The 17860-nt window shown below is 60.1% G+C and carries 20 protein-coding genes; 6 read left to right on the forward strand and 14 right to left on the reverse strand.

The annotated features are described in order from the left end of the window. The first annotated feature begins 16 nt into the window (after positions 1 to 16). The 4 genes from H2Z84_RS20655 to H2Z84_RS20670 all read left to right on the forward strand — a co-directional run bounded on the left by H2Z84_RS20655 (position 17) and on the right by H2Z84_RS20670 (position 3645). Positions 17 to 862 (forward strand): EAL domain-containing protein, encoded by an 846-nt coding sequence (locus H2Z84_RS20655; RefSeq protein WP_181837654.1) that lies wholly within the window; start codon positions 17 to 19, stop codon positions 860 to 862. 129 nt (positions 863 to 991) lie between these two features. Beyond that, the gene (gene upp / locus H2Z84_RS20660) at positions 992 to 1624 is read left to right on the forward strand and encodes a uracil phosphoribosyltransferase (RefSeq protein WP_181837655.1); all 633 of its coding nucleotides are present in this window, start codon (positions 992 to 994) and stop codon (positions 1622 to 1624) included. 88 nt (positions 1625 to 1712) lie between these two features. After that, positions 1713 to 2351 carry a hypothetical protein gene (locus tag H2Z84_RS20665; protein WP_181837656.1) on the forward strand — a complete coding sequence of 213 codons (639 nt, stop codon included), beginning with the start codon at positions 1713 to 1715 and terminating at the stop codon, positions 2349 to 2351. 49 nt (positions 2352 to 2400) lie between these two features. After that, positions 2401 to 3645 carry a uracil-xanthine permease family protein gene (locus H2Z84_RS20670; RefSeq protein WP_181837657.1) on the forward strand — a complete coding sequence of 415 codons (1245 nt, stop codon included), beginning with the start codon at positions 2401 to 2403 and terminating at the stop codon, positions 3643 to 3645. Between the two features lie 271 nt (positions 3646 to 3916). On the opposite strand, the gene H2Z84_RS20675 is transcribed toward H2Z84_RS20670, so the two are convergent. The 3 genes from H2Z84_RS20675 to H2Z84_RS20685 form a co-directional block, all read right to left on the reverse strand. After that, complete coding sequence (locus H2Z84_RS20675; RefSeq protein WP_181837658.1) at positions 3917 to 4435, reverse strand: GNAT family N-acetyltransferase; 519 nt, start codon at positions 4433 to 4435, stop codon at positions 3917 to 3919. Next, positions 4432 to 4944, reverse strand: coding sequence for a GNAT family N-acetyltransferase (locus H2Z84_RS20680; RefSeq protein WP_181837659.1), 513 nt, complete (start codon positions 4942 to 4944; stop codon positions 4432 to 4434). The genes H2Z84_RS20675 and H2Z84_RS20680 overlap by 4 nt, the downstream gene beginning before the upstream one ends. A 146-nt stretch (positions 4945 to 5090) precedes the next feature. Then, positions 5091 to 7919, reverse strand: a complete 2829-nt coding sequence (locus tag H2Z84_RS20685) for an FAD-binding and (Fe-S)-binding domain-containing protein (protein WP_181837660.1) — start codon at positions 7917 to 7919, stop codon at positions 5091 to 5093. 211 nt (positions 7920 to 8130) lie between these two features. Here H2Z84_RS20685 and H2Z84_RS20690 point away from each other — a divergent pair, with 211 nt between their 5' ends. Then, a complete protein-coding gene (locus H2Z84_RS20690) occupies positions 8131 to 8685 on the forward strand; it encodes a hydrolase (RefSeq protein WP_181837661.1) in 555 nt (184 codons plus the stop codon). A gap of 403 nt (positions 8686 to 9088) precedes the next feature. Then, entirely contained in the window at positions 9089 to 9418 is a 330-nt protein-coding gene (locus tag H2Z84_RS20695) for a DUF2322 family protein (protein WP_181837662.1), read from the forward strand. A gap of 55 nt (positions 9419 to 9473) precedes the next feature. Here the strand turns inward: H2Z84_RS20695 and H2Z84_RS20700 are convergent, their stop codons facing one another. The 11 genes from H2Z84_RS20700 to rlmB all read right to left on the reverse strand — a co-directional run bounded on the left by H2Z84_RS20700 (position 9474) and on the right by rlmB (position 17858). Next, on the reverse strand, positions 9474 to 10721 hold the full coding sequence (locus tag H2Z84_RS20700) for an aromatic amino acid transport family protein (RefSeq protein WP_181837663.1): 1248 nt from the start codon (positions 10719 to 10721) through the stop codon (positions 9474 to 9476). A 72-nt stretch (positions 10722 to 10793) separates the two neighbouring features. Next, positions 10794 to 11165, reverse strand: coding sequence for a nuclear transport factor 2 family protein (locus H2Z84_RS20705; protein ID WP_181837664.1), 372 nt, complete (start codon positions 11163 to 11165; stop codon positions 10794 to 10796). Between the two features lie 19 nt (positions 11166 to 11184). Next, positions 11185 to 12624, reverse strand: a complete 1440-nt coding sequence (locus tag H2Z84_RS20710) for an FAD-dependent oxidoreductase (protein WP_181837665.1) — start codon at positions 12622 to 12624, stop codon at positions 11185 to 11187. Between the two features lie 296 nt (positions 12625 to 12920). After that, positions 12921 to 13370, reverse strand: coding sequence for a 50S ribosomal protein L9 (gene rplI / locus H2Z84_RS20715; protein ID WP_159875098.1), 450 nt, complete (start codon positions 13368 to 13370; stop codon positions 12921 to 12923). Between the two features lie 18 nt (positions 13371 to 13388). Then, positions 13389 to 13616 carry a 30S ribosomal protein S18 gene (gene rpsR, locus H2Z84_RS20720; RefSeq protein ID WP_028535202.1) on the reverse strand — a complete coding sequence of 76 codons (228 nt, stop codon included), beginning with the start codon at positions 13614 to 13616 and terminating at the stop codon, positions 13389 to 13391. Between the two features lie 5 nt (positions 13617 to 13621). After that, a complete protein-coding gene (priB, locus tag H2Z84_RS20725) occupies positions 13622 to 13921 on the reverse strand; it encodes a primosomal replication protein N (RefSeq protein WP_059287688.1) in 300 nt (99 codons plus the stop codon). An 18-nt stretch (positions 13922 to 13939) separates the two neighbouring features. Then, positions 13940 to 14317 (reverse strand): 30S ribosomal protein S6, encoded by a 378-nt coding sequence (rpsF, locus tag H2Z84_RS20730; RefSeq protein ID WP_103524040.1) that lies wholly within the window; start codon positions 14315 to 14317, stop codon positions 13940 to 13942. 164 nt (positions 14318 to 14481) lie between these two features. Then, entirely contained in the window at positions 14482 to 14757 is a 276-nt protein-coding gene (locus H2Z84_RS20735; protein ID WP_181837666.1) for a hypothetical protein, read from the reverse strand. 225 nt (positions 14758 to 14982) lie between these two features. Then, on the reverse strand, positions 14983 to 15309 hold the full coding sequence (locus H2Z84_RS20740; RefSeq protein ID WP_181837667.1) for a metal-sensitive transcriptional regulator: 327 nt from the start codon (positions 15307 to 15309) through the stop codon (positions 14983 to 14985). A 76-nt stretch (positions 15310 to 15385) separates the two neighbouring features. Next, positions 15386 to 16888 (reverse strand): multicopper oxidase family protein, encoded by a 1503-nt coding sequence (locus H2Z84_RS20745; RefSeq protein WP_181837668.1) that lies wholly within the window; start codon positions 16886 to 16888, stop codon positions 15386 to 15388. A gap of 214 nt (positions 16889 to 17102) precedes the next feature. Beyond that, on the reverse strand, positions 17103 to 17858 hold the full coding sequence (rlmB, locus tag H2Z84_RS20750; protein ID WP_181837669.1) for a 23S rRNA (guanosine(2251)-2'-O)-methyltransferase RlmB: 756 nt from the start codon (positions 17856 to 17858) through the stop codon (positions 17103 to 17105). Positions 17859 to 17860 lie beyond the last annotated feature (2 nt).

Consider the following 17860-nt stretch of genomic DNA (forward strand, 5'->3'; position numbering starts at 1 on the left):
CCCACCGGATACCGCCATGACACCTTCGCAAGCTGCGGGCTTTCTTGCCCAAACAGAGCACCTCACCAGCCCTGCCACGGCCGACAACGGCGGCGCCATGCCCATCGATGAAATCTGGAAAGCGCTGGTAAACGACCAGCTGGTGCCGTATTTCCAGCCCATCGTCGACATTCGCAACCGCCGCGTCATCGGTGCCGAGGCACTGGCGCGCTGGCGCCATCCGGCACTGGGTGTGTTATCGCCCATTACTTTTGTGCCGGTGATGGAAGAGCGCGGCATGATGCGCGAGCTGACCGAGCTGATTCTGGAAAAATCGCTGTATGCCTGCCGCGACTGGCTGGACCAGGGGCAGGAATTGCAAGTATCGATCAACCTGTCCGCCCAGCTGCTGGCCGACCCGCAACTGGCGGCGCACCTGGCCCAGAAAACCAGGCTGGCCGGCCTGAGCCCGGCAAACCTCAGCCTGGAGTTTGCCGAAAGCACCCTGCGCCAGCACTGGGCTATGGCAGACACCCAGCTTCAGGCCTTGCGCCAGGCAGGTTTTGGCGTGATGGTGGATGAATTCGGTATTGGCACCGGCCTCACCGACAAACTGCTGACCAGCCATTTCAGCGGCCTGAAAATAGACCGCGCCTTTGTGCATGGCGCTGGCGACAACCAGCACCTGCGGGCGATTCTGGCCGAAGCGCTGGCACTGGCCCAGGCCGGCGGCCTGAGCACGGTAGGCATGGGGGTGGAGGATGCTGCCGATCTGTCGGTACTGAGCGAACTCGGTTGCCATGCGGTGCAAGGCTATATCTGTGCCGCACCATTGCCGGCCTCAGGGTTAATCCCGTGGATTTCCCAGTGGGAAAAGCGGTAGAATATCGCCCCATACCTCATTCAAAGACCGGCCATGGCAACAAGGCCGGTTTCGCATATCTGAAACAAGCTGCCTGTGCGCTCCACAAGATCGCCATCGGCAGCTTTTTCGCAAGGTTTGGGACCAAGCATGAACATCCACGTAGTCAACCATCCGCTGGTACAGCACAAACTCGGCCTGCTGCGCGAGGGCGATATCAGCACCATGAAATTCCGCCAGCTCACCCAGGAACTGGCGCGTCTCTTGGCTTATGAAGCCACCCGCGATTTCGAACTGGAAGCCACTACCATCGACGGCTGGTGCGGCCAGATCGACATCCAGCAGATCAAGGGTAAAAAAGTCACCGTGGTTCCCATTCTGCGCGCCGGCATCGGCATGCTGGACGGCGTGCTCGACCTGGTTCCGTCCGCCAAGATCAGCGTAGTGGGCCTGGCCCGCAACGAAGAAACGCTGGAGCCGGTGTCCTATTTCGAAAAATTTGTCGATAGCCTGGACGAGCGCATCGCCATCATCATCGACCCGATGCTGGCAACTGGTGGCTCAATGGTGGCCACCATCGAACTGCTCAAGCGCAAGGGCTGCAAGCAGATCAAGGCCGTGGTCATGGTAGCGGCACCAGAAGGCGTGAAAGTGGTGAACGATGCCCACCCGGACGTGCAGCTGTATGCTGCCTCGCTGGACAGCCACCTGAACGAAAATGGCTACATCATTCCGGGTCTGGGTGATGCCGGTGACAAGATCTTCGGCACCAAGCACGCCTGAGTTTGCCGGTGATACTTAGCACGCCGCTCATCCGTACCGGAAGGGCGGCGTTTTTGCAGCCAGCCGCCAAGGAAAAGCAGGGAAAAAGATGAATGCCCATCAACAGATCGATAACGACTTTCTGCTGCGCTTTCCCGATGGCCTGCAGGATGCCGCATGGCAGGCACTGGCCAAAAAACACCGCAGCGTGGATAGCGTCATCCAGTTGTGCCAGCAGGGCCTGACTGCCGAGCGGCTGCAACAGGCCATCACCAGTCAGCGCTATGCCGATATCACCGAAACCTGCCGCCAGATCATTGGCCGCAGCACCACGGTGAGCACCTTCGAAAAGATGGCCTTTCGCAATTACCTGGGCTTTCGCGATGTGCATGCGGCTTTTGTGCAGGCGCTCTATCGCTTGCTACACCAGTTTGGCCCGGACAGTTTTGCCGATTTTGTCGAAGTGCTGCAGCTGTGTCGCAACGATGGCAATGCCAATCCGGCCAAGTGGCCGGTGGTGACCTGCTTTCTGGCCTATAGCCGGCCGGATGAGCATGTGTGCATCAAGCCCACCACCATCAAGAAGGTGGCGGCGCGGCTAAACGTCGATATTGCCTACCGGCCGCTGCCCAATTACGACACCTATCAGCGGGTGCAGGCCATGGTGCAGGACTTCCGCCAGCACAGCCAGCTGGCACTGCAGCAGAACAACATCATTGCCCAGGCCATCATGTATTGCACGGTCTGAGTCAGCGTCAGGCCGTATTTGCTTTTAACAAAAACAGGGAAACCCCATTATGTTCCAACACGTGAAGGTGGCCATCTCCGGCGCCCAGATCCTGTTCGTCGCTTTCGGCGCACTGGTACTGGTACCGCTGTTGACCGGCCTCAACCCCGCCATGGCCCTGCTCGGTGCCGGCATCGGCACCCTGCTGTTCCAGCTGTGTACCGGCCGCCAGGTGCCCATTTTCCTGGGCAGCTCCTTTGCCTTTATCGGCCCCATCATTTACTCCATGCATACCTGGGGTCAGGCAGCCACCATGTTTGGCCTGTTTGCCGCCGGCTTCATGTACTTCGTGTTTGCCGCTATCGTGCGCTGGCGTGGCATGGCGCTGGTCAACAAGCTGCTGCCGCCGGTGGTGATCGGCCCGGTGATCATGATCATCGGCCTGTCCGTCGCCACCGCAGCGTCCGGCATGGCCATGGGCCAGGCCGGTGGCAAGCAGATCATGCCCTATGAAACCTCGATGCTGCTGGCGGCCATTTCACTGGCCACCACCGTCATCGTCTCCATCTACGCCCGTGGCATGTTCAAGCTGGTGCCGATTCTGGCCGGGGTGACTGTTGGTTACATCGCGGCAGCGTTCCTGGGCGTGGTGGACTTTGCCAAGCTGGCCAATGCACCGTGGTTTGCCGCGCCGGTATTCCACAGTCCGGAAGTGAACTGGTCTGCAGCCTTGTTCATGCTGCCGGTGGCTATTGCCCCGTCCATTGAGCATATCGGTGGCGTAATGGCTATCGGTGGCGTGACCGGCAAGGACTTCACCAAGACCCCAGGCCTGCACCGCACCCTGATGGGTGATGGCCTGGGCGTGTGCGTGGCTGGCCTGATTGGCGGCCCGCCGGTCACCACCTATGCCGAAGTGACCGGCGCGGTGATGATCACCCGCAACTTCAACCCGGTCACCATGACCTGGGCTGCCGTATTTGCCATCTGCATGGCCTTCTTTGGCAAGTTCAACGCGCTGCTGCAATCCATCCCGATGCCGGTGATGGGCGGCATCATGGTGCTGCTGTTTGGCACCATTGCCTCCATCGGTCTGAAAACCCTGATTGAAGCCAAGGTTGACCTGATGCAGCCGCGCAATCTGGTGATCATTTCGGTAGTACTGACCGCCGGTATTGGTGGCCTGACCCTGAAGCTGGGCGGCCTGGAACTGGCCGGCGTGGGCCTGTGTTCCATTCTGGCCATGGCACTGAACCTGATCCTGCCGAAATCCGCAGCGCATCACGATGGTATTGTCGAAGGCCAGGACATCTAAACACCTGACCAGGCTGCAATACAGACAAAAGCGCGGGCTTCCCGCGCTTTTTCTTTATATAAATCAGATACGTCGCAATATTACCGCTTCATGTCCGGATAATGAACGACCGCTGGCCGGCCATATTGGATAATGGCGACACTTTGTTGAAGTTTTTTCAGGGCTTGTTGTGCATCATCAGGCCTCTGCCGTCAGGGCAGACAGCAAACTCCTTTGTTGTGTTGTGATTGAAAACGCCATCTTGCGATGGCGTTATTTTTTTGCCCTCCATTCAAGCCGCACCGGCTGGTGGACAGGTGCGTAGTCTGGCCATCTTCAACACGTCCTCATAGCGGCCAGCGCGCAGCGCATAAGCGCGCAGGCGGGCTTCTTCGACAAAACCGTATTTGCGGTAGAGCGCCAGCGCCGCCGCATTATCGTCAAACACCGTCAACTCCACCCGATGCAGGCCCAGCCAGTTGTCGGCCAGATCCAGCATGGCCTGCAGCAAAGCCGAGCCCACGCCCTGCCCCTGCCATTCGCGCTGCACCGCCATGCCCAGGCTGGCACCATGCGCCAGTCTGGGTACACTTTCCCGCCATAGCGAACCATGGGCAATCACTTGTCCATCCGCGCTTTCCAGCAACAGGGCGTGATGCAGCGGATCGTTGCTGGCAAGACGTTGCTGCCACAGTTGCAGCGAGGGATAGGGTAACTGCAAGGTATTGCCATAGCAGAGTGGATCGCTCATCAGCGCCTGCAGTGCCGCTGCGTCAGCTGGCTCGGGCTTGCGAATGTGATACTTGCTCATGCCTGTCTTCCCTCCGGCCAATGCAGCCGTGCCATCACCACGCTGTCCACATAGCAGCCATCCTGCAGGATATCCTGGCGCACCACGCCCTCATGCCGAAAGCCAAAGCGCTCGTACAGCGCAATGGCGCGCTGGTTGTCCTGCTGCGCCATCAGCTCCAGTCGGATCAGCCCCAGCCAGTTATCGGATAGATCGAGCAGTGCTTGCAGCAGTGCCCGCCCCACGCCCTTGCCTTGCCATTCGTCACGCACCACCAGGAAAATGTCCGCCACATGGCGACAGCGCACCTGCGGCAGAATATTGAGCCCGGCGCTGGCCATGACCTCGCCGTCGGCCGTACAGGCCACCAGCCAGTGATTGTCCGCCGGCAGGTGCTGTAGCCGGTGCTGCCAGTCGGCAACCGACTGGTAAGGCTGTTGCGAGGTATGGCGCACCACGCCTGGAGCGGACTGCAGCTGTGCCATGGCAGCAGCGTCGTCCGGCTCGATACGGCGGATATGAAATGACATGCGGCAATGCTCCTGTAAGCAAGTCCTGACCAGATAGCATGACATCATTACAAATAGCACGACTGTTTAACAAGCAGATTCGCCAGACAACAGCCCCGTTTCATCGCTGAAAACGGCGCTGTCGCTGCTAGTGGCACCTAGCGCAACTAGCGGCTGCGGCAGGCGCGGTCCACCAGGTACATCAGGTTCTGGTAAGGAATGCCGGAGTTGGCCGACAGGCCGATCTCACAGGTAACGCTATTGGAGAAGCCGCTGCCGCAGTCCTTCACCTGGGCTTTCAAGCCGGTCAGGGCGCTGGTATTTAGCTCGGGATGGCTGAAGCCCTTGTCACCGGCAAAGCCGCAACAGGTAATGCCTTGCGGCTCGATTACCGTGCTGGCGCAGCGCTTGGCCAGGGCATTGAGCATGGCGGCCTGACCGGTCTTGCGCATCGAGCACACCACGTGCAAGGCCACCGACTCTGGCTGCGGGGTGAAGGCCAGATGCTCGGCGGCCACCTCCTGCACGAAGCGGGTGACGTCATACACTTGCAGCTGCTTGCCCTGCAGCCCTTCCAGCATGCTGGCGGTACACACGCCATTGTCGACAATCACCGGCCAGCGGCCATTGTCACTGGCCTGCATCAAGGCAGCTTCCAGTTCGGCCAGCTTACTGGCGGCCGCGTCCACTGCGCCCTTGGACTTGAACGGTGTGCCGCAGCACAGGCCATCCATTTGCTGCGGGTAAATCAGCTGGTAACCCGCCTTGCTCAGCACCGAGGCTACCACTTCATTCAGCGGGCGCTGGTCGGGCAGCGCGGCTGCCGGGGCAAAGGTGCGGGTGAGGCAGGATGGCAAATACACCACCTTGCGCTCGCCCTGTTTGCCACTATCCAGCCGCAGCTTGCTGGCTGCGCGCGGAAAGTATGGTGTCCAGTAGGGAATACGCCGCCCCACTACCTGGCGCAGGCTGCGCATCAGCACCCCGGTGGCGGCATTGCCGGCCACACTTTGCACGGTTTGCAGCGCACGCAAGCCCAGGCGCGCACCCGCAGTTGCTGCACCGTAATGGCCAGCCAGGGTATTGGCCAGTGCCTGGCCGCTATCACTCAGGTTTTGCTGGCGCAGCTGGCTGGTGAGTGCACCGGTATTGATACCCACCGGGCAGGCGCTCTCGCACAGACCACAGGTGGTACAGGTTTCATCACCGGCAAACTGGTAGCGCTCACGCAGCTCATCCAGCCGTGATTTGTCGCTGCCGCTGTGCTCCAGTGCTGCCATTTCGCGGTTGGCAACAATACGCTGGCGCGGGGTCAAGGTAATCGCGCGGCTGGGGCACATCACTTCGCAGAAACCACATTCAATGCACTTGTCGATCAGGCTATTGGCACTGGGAATCGGCTTCAGGTTGCGAATGTGCAGCAGCTTGTCGTGGGTGATGATCACATCCGGATTGAGAATGCCGGCCGGATCAAACAGCGCCTTGATCTCCTGCATGATGCGATAAGCCGCCGGGCCCCACTCCATTTCGACGAACGGTGCCATATTGCGGCCAGTACCGTGTTCGGCCTTGACCGCGCCTTCATACTCCACCGCCACCAGCTTGCACACGTCCTCGATAAAGGCTTCGTAGCGCTTGATTTCGGCCTCGCCAGAAAAATTGGGCGTGAATACAAAGTGCAGATTGCCCTCCAGCGCATGGCCGAAGATGATGGCTTCGTCGTAATGGTATTGGCGGAACAAGGCCTGCAGCTTGAGCGTGCCTTCAGCCAGGTGCTCGATAGGGAATACCACGTCTTCGATGATGACGGTGGTCTCCGCCGCCCGCATCGCGCCCACACTAGGGAACATGCCTTTGCGGATATTCCACAAGCGGGTGTACTGCTCGGCCACATCGGTGAAATGAATGCCGGACAGATTGGAAATGGCCGCGATATAGCCGCAGATGGCATTGATCTGCCCGGTCAGCGCCACCGCATCGCGGGCACGGGTTTCGATCAGGATGGCGGCCGCTTCATCGCCTAGCGTCTTGAGTTCGGCCGGCACCCCAGCCTTGTTTTCCACCGAGCGCAGGCTGGCGCGGTCCAGCAGCTCGGCCGAGGACACCACGTCCTTGTGCTGAGCCAGCAGCTGGATGGCATCGCAGGCATCCTTGATGGTGGGAAACAGCACCAATGCCGATGCCTTGTGCGGCAGCTCTTCCACCGTGTGGTAAGTCACTTCCGATACAAAAGCCAGCGTACCCTCGCTGCCCACGATCAGGTGCAACAGCATGTCCAGCGGGTCGGCAAAATCCACCAGCGCATTCAGGCTGTAGCCGGTGGTGTTTTTCATCTTGTACTTGCGGCGGATGCGCGCTTCCAGCTCGCCATCGGCGCGAATACGCGCCGCCAGCGCGGCGATGCCGTCCAGCAAGCCGGCATGCGATTGGCGGAAGGCCGCCACACTGCCCGCATCGCCGGTATCCAGCACCGCGCCATCAGCCAGCACCAGCCGCAGGCTCTTGATGGTCTGGTAGGTATTCTGCGCGGTTCCGCAGCACATGCCGCTGGAGTTGTTGCTGACAATGCCACCTATCATGGCGGAGTTGATGGTGGCCGGATCGGGACCGATCTTGCGTCCGAACGGCAGCAGGGCCGCATTGGCGGCGGCACCGATCACCCCCGGCTGCAAGCGGATGGCACGGCCATCATCCAGCACTTGCAGGGCTTTCCAGCCGTGGCTGGCCACCACCAGGATGGAATCGCTCACTGCCTGGCCGGATAGCGAAGTGCCGGCGGCACGGAAGGTCACCGGCAGCCTGTGTGCTGCAGCCTGGGCCAGTACGGCTTGCACCTCGGCTTCGTCATGGGTCTGGATGACGATCTTCGGCACCAGCCGGTAACAGGAAGCATCTGTCCCGTAAGCCAGGGTGGACAGCGGATCAGTGAACACCCGCTTGGGGTCGATCACTTCGACAATGGCTTGATGAAACAGCCGATAAGCACCTTGCAGCATGAAGTCTCTCCACGGCGCAGGCAGCGATTCTGTGTCGGCTTGCCACGCCAGTTTGCACCATCCCGGCCTGCGCTGAACTGCCGCCCCGCACGGGTGGTCCCAAGAATGTTGAAGCGGCATAGTGCCACATCTGGCTTTTTCGCCCATCAAGGGATTACCCTGTCAGCCAAAGAGCTTATGCCTTGTAAATAACAGAAAGGGAGACACAGACATGCTGATGCAGATCGATCAGGCCACCCTGCTGGTGGTGGATATCCAGGACAAGCTACTACCAGCGGTAGACCAGGCCGATGCCATGCTGGCGGCCAGCCTGTGGCTGGTGGGGGTGGCCCATGATACCGGCCTGCCGGTGGTGTTTTCCGAGCAGTACCCACGCGGACTGGGTCATACCGAAGCCAGCCTGCTGGCCACTGCGCCTCAGGCCACCGTGGTAGAGAAGCTGCACTTTTCCTGCGTGGCGGCAGAATGCCTGCCCGATAGCCTGCTGGCGCGCAAACAGGTGATTGTCTGCGGTATGGAAACCCATGTCTGCGTGTTGCAGACCGTGCTGCAACTGCTGGCCCTGGGCAAACAGGTATTCGTGGTAGCCGATGCGGTAGCCAGCCGCCGCAACAGCGACAAGAAGCTGGGGCTGCAGCGCATGCAGACTGCAGGCGCGGTATTGGTCAGCAGGGAAATGGTACTGTTCGAAATGCTGGGAGTGGCCGGCAGCGAACTGTTCAAGGCCATGAGCAAGAAATACTTGATGGGGGTGCAGCCAGCCTGATCACTGGTGACAACGAGATTGGTGGTCTGACCGCAGGGTGGTCCCAGCGGCCAGACCGGCCGGTGGCGGCTATGCCGCTCTGTTTTCTCCTTTGCAGACTGGCGCAGGACGGTGATGGTGGGTCGAAACAGCCATCACCCGTCGCCAGCTACTGCCATAGATATAGCAAACTGCGTGCCAGATATCCTAAGCAATTGATACAAAAGATATTACCCCATCTCCATCGTGCATAGACTCCGTCAGCAATGACCGGCAGCAGGAAAAACGCACCAATACAGTGCATTGCTGCACCAGCAGCAACCCACTGCAGGCAATGCGCGCCAACAGGCCGTGGCATCACTCCTGTGCTAGCATCTGCGGCTATCCTCCACCTTTTGCCAGTCCCATGCAGGAACACCAAACCATGACCACACCCACCTTCAAGGACATTCTGGACACCCTCCCCGCCGCCACCGGCATTGCCGCCATCGTGCTATTGGACGCTGCGGGTGAGCCTGTCACCCGCCTGGAAAACCAGCCGGGAACCGCCGGCTCGGTACGGGTCTATCACGCCCTGATCAAGCAGCATGGTCATCTGGACCGTGCTGCTGCAGTGGAAGGCCTGGCGCTCTATGCCGAACATACGGCGGATGCCCGCCAGCATCCGGGCAAACACCCCAATATCGACCGTCTGCTGGCCATTGCCGAAGCCGATGCTCCAGGCTTGCGCGCCCGCATCGTGTTGCAAGACTGAACCATCCCCACCGGATGGCAGACAGCCCGGCTCCGGGCTGCCTGCCACCCCTGCCTTACCAGCTTTCCGGCAACACACCAAACAGCGATACCACCGCATACACCCCACTCAGGAAGAAAGTGGCCATGATCAGCCACTGCACACCGCGGTGAGCATACCAGCCACAGACAAACTCGCTATTGGCATCACCGCGACGACGTGCCGCATTCAGCAGCAAGACCGGGATAATACCCATCAACACCCCACCGAAAGTACCGGCGAAATACAGTGCATTGACGAAGCTGGCAATGCCCGAGTAGGCCAGCAGAAAAGGCGGCAGCGCCACCACCACCAATACCAGTAACCGCTTTGATTTCTGGGTTTCGCTACCCAGACGGAAGTGATCGAAGATATTGGTGAACAGACAGCCACCCAGCCCCCAGTAAGAAGTCAGCATGGCCAGCAGGGCAAAGATATTGGCGGTGTAATAAGCCCACTGCCCCAACGCCCTGCCCCAGCTCAGTGTGGCCACCTGGGTGAGATTGTCCGTGCCTACCAGCGCAATCACCGAAGCGGGAATCAGCGCGACGAAGACAAAGGTCAGCGCCATGCCACACATGATCAACCGTGGCAGCTTGCGCGGGGCAGACAGATTGCCACGCACCAGTTCGGGTACCAGGAACTGCGCACCAAACACGAATACCGCCAGATTGAACACCGGCACCACATACTGCCAGCGACTGAGCCACAGATTGCTCAGGCGCGCATCCTGACTGACGATGGAAGCCATGATCAGCGCCAGAATGATGACAATCATGCTCATGCTGATGACCTTGTTACCCGCCCCCAGCACCTTCAGGCCCAGATACAACACCGCCACCGACGGCACGATGAACAGGATGCTACCCAGCTCCTTGCTCATGCCATACCCGCCCAGCAAATCCAGCAAGATACTGCCACTACCCGCCATATAGGCGGTCAGCGCGCCAAAACTATTCGCCGCAACCGCCAGAAACAACAGCCAGCCCCCCAGGCCGCCCAGATAGCGGCTGGCCAGGCCGCTGAGTTGGCGGTTGCCACGGGTACGCAGCGCCACCTCGGTCAGGTAGAGCATGGTGATGGTGCACAGCACACAGGTAATGGCCAGACACAGCAAGAGCGGGACATAGCCGGTCTTGCGCGCGGCAAAGGCCATGCCCAGTACACCGGCTCCGATATTGGTACCGAAAATGATGCCGATGGTTTCCAGCCCGCTGATGGGCTGGACCAGCAGGCCGGAATCTTCATGAGACGGCGCCGCTGGCGCAACTTCGCTTGAATGCATTGGCGTACTCCGGAAATTGGACAACAACGCTGTAGCAGCCGGCCGCCATGGCGGCACGGATGGCTAGAGATTTCACTGCGGATGTGAGTACAACTTGAAAGCGATGCGCCAACGGCCCTGACGCTTGAACAGCGAGACGTAATCGGTGAATACCCGACCGGCCAGTGGCGTTTGCAGCTCCGCCATGGCGGCATTGCCGCAGCAGCGGATTTCACTGATCTGCAGCCCATAGGGCGCACCCTGTGCATGTGGCGAGGGCCGGCTTTGCAGCAGGCTGCGGTATTGCGCCTGATCCAGCCGTGACTCGGCCCCTTCGACATCTCCCAGCAGCAGGGCATCGGGGCGGAAAGCCTCTTCCAGTTTCTCCGGTCGGCCGTAATACAGGGCCTCGTAATAGGCGGTTAGCGCCTGGCGGATCTGTTCCAGATCGGATGAGCAGGACATGCGGTTCTCCTGATGGGGTCTAGCGGGAATGGGGGGCAGCCGCCTTGGTGGGCGACAGGCCGGAAGGGGCCAGCTTGCACAGCTGCTGCATCAGCCAGGATGGCTGGCGGTTTTCATCGGCAGCCAGATCGACCTGCCCTACCGCATGGCGGACCAGCCGGCCACCCAGATAGCGGAAGGGCTCGGGTGGAAAATCGCGCTGCAGGCCATGTACCAGACCGCAGCGCGACCATTCGTTGTCCAGCTGCAGCGCCAGTGCGGCGAGAATCTTGCCTCCCAGCATGGAGGGGCCGACGCCATTGCCCGAATAGCCAATGGCATAGAAGACATTCGGCTGCTGTGGCAGCGCACCAAAATGCGGCAGGCCATTACGGGTACGGTCGATGGGTCCGGTCCAGTTACCGGCGATGTCTGCTGTCTGCACCCCTGGATAAGCACGGCGCAAATGGGCGGCCACCGTGGCGGCGATACCAGATGCGCCATCCAGCTTGCCGGCCAGCTTCGCGCCATATACCAGTTGCTCATTGCCACCGCCCTTGCCGAACACGATGCGGCCATCCGGCGTGGTGCGGTAGTAGTGCACCAGCATGCGGCTATCGGAAATGGTCATGCCATTGGTCCAGCCACTGGACTGCAGCAGCTCGGGCAGCGGGCGGGTAATGACGACATCGCTGGACACCACGACAAAGGCCTTGCGAATGTCGGCAAACTGCGCAGCCCAGGCATTCATCGCCAGAATCACCCTGTCGGCGCGTACGCTGCCATGAGTGCATTGCACCCGTGCTGGAGTACCACTTTCCAGCCTTTCCATCGGCGAAGACTCGTACACTTTGACCCCGAGCTTACGGGCGTGGCGCAACAGACCACGTGCCAGCATGGCCGGCTGAATGGAGGCCGATACCGGCTCGAACACCCCGTCCAGATGCAGGCTGGAACCACTCAGCTGCGCCGCCTGCCCTGCGGCCAGCCGTTGGTATGGCTGCTGGCCCAACAGTTCCAGCCGGCTGACCGTACTGTCCCAGGTGCCAAGCTGGGCAGTCGTCGTTGCCGCCCACAGCCAGCCATCCAGCCGCAACTGGGCATCGATGTCGTGTTGCTGGCAGAAGGCCTGCAAATCGACGATGGCTTGCGATGACTCCCGGCACAGGCGCAACGCTTCGGCCTCGCCGCACATTTTGGCCAGCGACTGAAACTTGGCCCACAGGCTGAGTACAAAGCCGCCATTGCGGCCACTGGCCCCGCTACCGCACAGTCTGGCCTCGACCATGACCACCTCGGCCTCCGGCTTGGCCCGCTTGATTTCGATGGCACTCCACAAACCGGTAAATCCGCCGCCCACAATGCAGACATCGGCGCGGATATCCTGCCGCAATGGCTCGGGGGAAGCGGGCCCCTCCGCCACCAGCGCTTCGGAAAGCCAGCTACTGAAAGCACTACAGCGGGATGCAGCGGAGGACATGCGGTAATACTCCTTGTATCAGGACAGGCGACTGCCATTGAAAGATGGCCAAGACGGTAGGGCCAACCTTCGGTGCAGGGCGGAGCTGTTGGAAAGATCAGCAGGGAGCTTATTTCAATTAGCCAGGCAGATTGATGGGAAAGGACTGAAACAGCAGCGGAAAGGAGTTGAGCCTTGCCGGTAAAATCTGCGGCAGGCACAAGCAGGAAAGTGCAGTGGACTACAGGAGGAGCGAGACATGAAAAAAGCCCGCCGAAGCGGGCTTTTTTCTTGAAGCAGGATTCCGGATCAGGAAATCAGGCTTGAGCGACCACAACAACCTTGATCGGGGATACTACGTCGTGGTGCAGAGCGATTTCGATGTCGTACTCACCGATGGCCTTGAACGGGCCGTTCGGCAGGCGAACTTCGAAACGCTTGATTTCCACGCCGAATGCGGTCACGGCTTCAGCCACGTCCACATTGGTCACGGAACCGAACAGACGGCCATCAACACCAGCTTTTTGAGCGATGGTGATTACAGCGTCAACCAGCTTTTCAGCACGAACCTTGGCATCGGCCAGGATCTCAGCTTGCTTGGCTTCCAGTTCGGCGCGACGAGCTTCGAACTCTTTCAGGTTGACTTCGGTAGCACGCTTGGCTTTGCCTTGCGGGATCAGGAAGTTACGGGCGTAGCCGTTCTTAACCTTTACCACGTCACCCAGTTGACCCAGGTTGGCAACTTTTTCGAGCAGAATGATTTGCATCTTAAGTCCTTTCCCGGCTTAGTGTTGATCGGTGTAAGGCAGGAAAGCCAGGAAGCGAGCACGCTTGATAGCAGTGGTCAGCTGACGCTGGTAGCGAGCCTTGGTACCGGTAATGCGAGCCGGGATGATTTTGCCGTTTTCGGCGATGAAGTCTTTCAGCAGATCAACGGATTTGTAATCGATATCCTTGATGCCTTCTGCCGTGAAGCGGCAGAACTTCTTGCGCTTGAAGAGTTGACGAGCCATTTTGACTAACCTTTTACAAATTCAACATATTCGATATTGAGTACCAACCGCGGATTTTTCAGACTGCGCTGGGACAGAAATCCGGTGAATGTCACCGCGTTTCCTGCCAGTTTCCCGGCATGTTTCCGGGCGTCTTCTCCAATCAGCACGGCCTGGATTTCACAGGCCACATCGCGTTCGAACCCGCCGGCAGTCTGTCTAGACTGGTGCCTGATCCACATTTCCACCACCGGAATACCGGCAGGGGTGTAACGCAGGGCTTCTTCGCGTTCGACCGTCGCGGTCAATACCAGACGGTTCTGCAAGTCCTTGTCTCCTGCCAATTAGGCAGCAGCTTCGGCCTCGGCTGCCGGCTGCTGGGAATCCAGCAGGTTCTTGGCCTTTTCGTCCTTCATCATCGGGGACGCTTCGGTAACGGCGCGATCCAGCTTGATGGTGAGGTGACGCAGAACAGCGTCGTTGAACTTGAAGGCGTGCTCGATCTCGGCCAGGGTTTCGGACTGGCACTCAACGTTCATCAGAACGTAGTGGGCTTTGTGCAGCTTCTGGATCGGGTAAGCCAGTTGACGACGGCCCCAATCTTCCAGACGGTGAATCTTGCCTTCAGCGGCCAGAACCATGCCCTTGTAGCGCTCGATCATGGCCGGAACCTGTTCGCTCTGGTCCGGATGGACGATGAACACGATTTCGTAATGACGCATGTTAACTCCTTATGGCTATTTAGCTTTTTGCCATGCGGTTGCAAAAAGCAAGGTAGTGAAACCGCAGCATTCTACGCACTTAATCCTGCTGCGGCAAACAAAATCGGCCAGAGGCTGCGGCACAATGCGGCAAGCGTGGCAAAAGCAGCAAGGCTGCTGGGGGCTTACAGCCGTTTTTCGCGCCGGACATCGCTGACCAGGCCGTTGTGCAGAATCACCAGCGTGGTGTAGGGCAGATCGGCATCGCCCAGCCAAAACAGCTGGCGATCGCCGCTGGCGGCGGGATCGGCACGCACGTAATCCGGCTTGCCGGCCGCTTGCAGCAGCTCGGCTTCACTCATGTCGCGGTGCAGGTGCATGAATTGTTCGAAAGGCAGCGGATCGGCCAGCGACCACGACGACAGCAGCAGGCCTGCCAGCACGGACAATACGGTTTTCATCTCGGTGATTTCCTGAAAAGGGCGGGAAACGGAATGCGGCAACGCCGAATGAAAGACTAAAGCAAGTGTTGCGCCTGCGCGCGACCGCTATTGTTAATAGCCGTTAACAGACCTCGCCCCCGCCTTGCGCCACCTGACCGTACAACGAGTACTGTCAGCGTCGGGGGGGGCTTGGCATCGGTGGGCTGCGAGCTGTAATTAGCGGTTCTAAAGCGTGATTAACGGTTAACGGACTTTCTTCACCACTTCGATCAGTTCGGTCACCATGCCGGTGGCGTCGCCCTCCTGCAAGGCCTTGCTGACACAACCTTTCATGTGGTTTTCCAGCAACTGCATCGATACTGCATCCAGCGCCGACTTCACCGCGGCCACCTGAGTCAGCACATCCACGCAATAGCGGTCGGCTTCCACCATGCCACTGATGCCGCGCACCTGCCCCTCGATGCGCGCCAGGCGCTTGAGCAGGGCCGACTTGTTCGGCTGCACCACGCTCTTGCCAGCGACCTCGGGCGGCGTATGGCAGCAGGCATCGGTTTTGGGGCTAAGGCTCATGCATACTCCGCTATCGGATAAAAACCAGGGCTGCCAGTGTAACACCGGCAGCCCCTGTCTTGCGTTGCAGTACCGCTCAGGCTTGTACATCCAGCGTAGCCATCATACCGGCGTCTTCATGCTCCAGAATGTGGCAGTGGAACATGCGCAAGCCGGGCAAGTGCTGGACAAAGCGCAGCCGCACCGTTTCGCCCGCCGGAATGTTGACGACATCGCGCCAGGCCAGGAAGGGTTCGTCCTGCCACACCCCGTCATCGGTACGGGCCAGCACCTGGAACTGGGTGCCGTGAATATGGAAGGGATGATCCATATGCGCCTGGCTGACGATATCCCACTCTTCGACCTGGCCCACCTTGCCGCTGAAATCCACCCGGTTCATGTCGAACTTCTTGCCATTGATCAGGAACATGGCGCTTGGGTCGGCCATGTTTTCGCTGAACTCGACTACCCGCTTGACGGCAGGCGCGCCCAGCCCCGCAATCGGGCGCAGCGTTGTTGGCAGCTCGGCCGTTGCCTTGCTACCAGTACGACTGATTGTGGCCAGGGTGAGGGTGGTGCTTTGTTCCGGGCCCATGGCCTTGCCGCGGTGGTAGGGCAAGGCCTGCAAGGCAGATGCTTTACCAGCGGCAAAACGTCCGGTGATGACGATTTCTGCCCGCTCACCAGGCGACAGCAGCAGCGTATCAATGCCACGTGGCGTCGCGATCAGCCCGCCATCTGTCCCCACCAGCTGCACGTCGTGTGCGGGCAAGGCCAGCTTGAGGATGCGCGCGCTGCAGGCATTCCAGATGCGCCAACGTTGCCGTTCTCCCTCAGCCAGCCCGATGACCGGTTGCCAGCCGCCATTGATCAGTACGAACTGGCCTTCACGCCCATCGTGTTGGTCAGCCGCGCCGTTCGCGGCGATCTGACCCTGCGCATCCAGCTTCAAATCAGACAACACCAGCCATTGCTCCGGCAAATGCGCCAACGGATCGTGACGGCTTTTCACCACGAATACCCCAGCCAGCCCCATGTAAGCCTGCTGACCGGTATAGCCGTGCGGGTGCGGGTGATACCAGTAGCTGGCGGCGCTATCTGCCGGTAGCCGGAACTGGTAGTCACGTGTCTGGCCGGGCAGGACCGGATCATGCGGATTGCCATCCTGCGTCGCAGGCACCGGCATGCCATGCCAGTGGATGGTGCTGGGCTGGCTTAGCTGATTGGTAAACTGCAAGCTGACGGCATCTCCCTCCCAGGCGACGATAGCCGGGCCGGGAATCTGGCCGTTATAGGCCCAGAAGGTGGTAGCCGGCTTGCCCGGCAGCAGCGGAAGCTTGACCGGTGCGGCGGCAAGCTGGCCTACCAAGCGGCCGGCACCGCCATGATTTTGCAGCCGGGACAGCGATGACAATGGCAGGCCACGCGGCAGGCCCAGACTGTCGGCAGCAGGCATGCTGGCTACGTCGCCAGCGCCATGCCCCATGGCAGCGTGATCCATGCCCGGCATGTCCGCCATGCCTTCGGCCCAGCTCTTGCGTACCAGCAGTGGTGTCAGCGCCAGTGCGCTGCTCCATTGCAGAAAATGTCTTCTGTCCATGCGTTGACTCCGTCGGTGGGGGGGCTGAGCCGATGACACGCATGACCCGGCAAGGTCACCGCAAATCATCCATACCCCCTAAGGGTATAAAACCAGTAGAGCAGAGTATAGCCAGCAAGGTTCCACCTGTGATCTGCGCAATGACAAAAAACTGTCCTGCATCAAAAAACCCCATGCCGGGGCATGGGGTTTTGTGTGGCGCGGCGGCGCTGATTCAACTGGTCTTTTCGGCTGCCAGCACCCGCTGACGGCGGCTTTCGGCCAGCACCATGCCGGAAGATACCGACACGTTCAGGCTTTCCACCGTGCCGAACATGGGAATGGACACCAGCACATCGCAGTGTTCGCGGGTCAGGCGGCGCATGCCCTCACCTTCCGAGCCCATCACCCAGGCCAGCGGGCCGGCGGCATCGACATGGAACAGATCGGTGTCGGCTTCCATGGTGGTACCGGCGATCCACACCCCGGCGTCTTTCAGGTCACGCAGGGTACGGGCCAGATTGGTGACGGTGATGTAGGGAATCACTTCCGCTGCGCCGCAAGCTACCTTGGATACGGTGGCATTCAGGCCGGCCGAGCGATCTTTGGGGGCGATGACCGCATGTGCGCCCATGGCATCGGCCACCCGCAGGCAGGCACCCAGATTATGCGGATCGGTGACACCGTCCAGAATCAGCAGCAGCGGCGGTTCGGCCAGATTTTCCAGCACGTCGTCCAGATCGACATGGTTACGGCTGGCATCGATCATGGCCACCACACCCTGGTGGCGGGCGTTGCCGCTCATGCTGTCCAGCCGCGCCTTGTCGACGATGTGCAGCTTGATGTTTTCTTCGCCAGCCTTTTCCAGCACCGCTTTGGCCCGTTCGTCGTGGCGGCCGCCGGCCAGCCAGATTTCGAGCAGGCTCTTCGGGTTCTGCCACAAGCGGGCGTTGATGGCATGAAAGCCGTGAATGAGTCGCTTGTTGCTCATGC

The sequence above is a fragment of the Aquitalea aquatica genome (genome assembly GCF_013911085.1).
In the GTDB taxonomy this organism is placed as follows: domain Bacteria; phylum Pseudomonadota; class Gammaproteobacteria; order Burkholderiales; family Chromobacteriaceae; genus Aquitalea; species Aquitalea aquatica.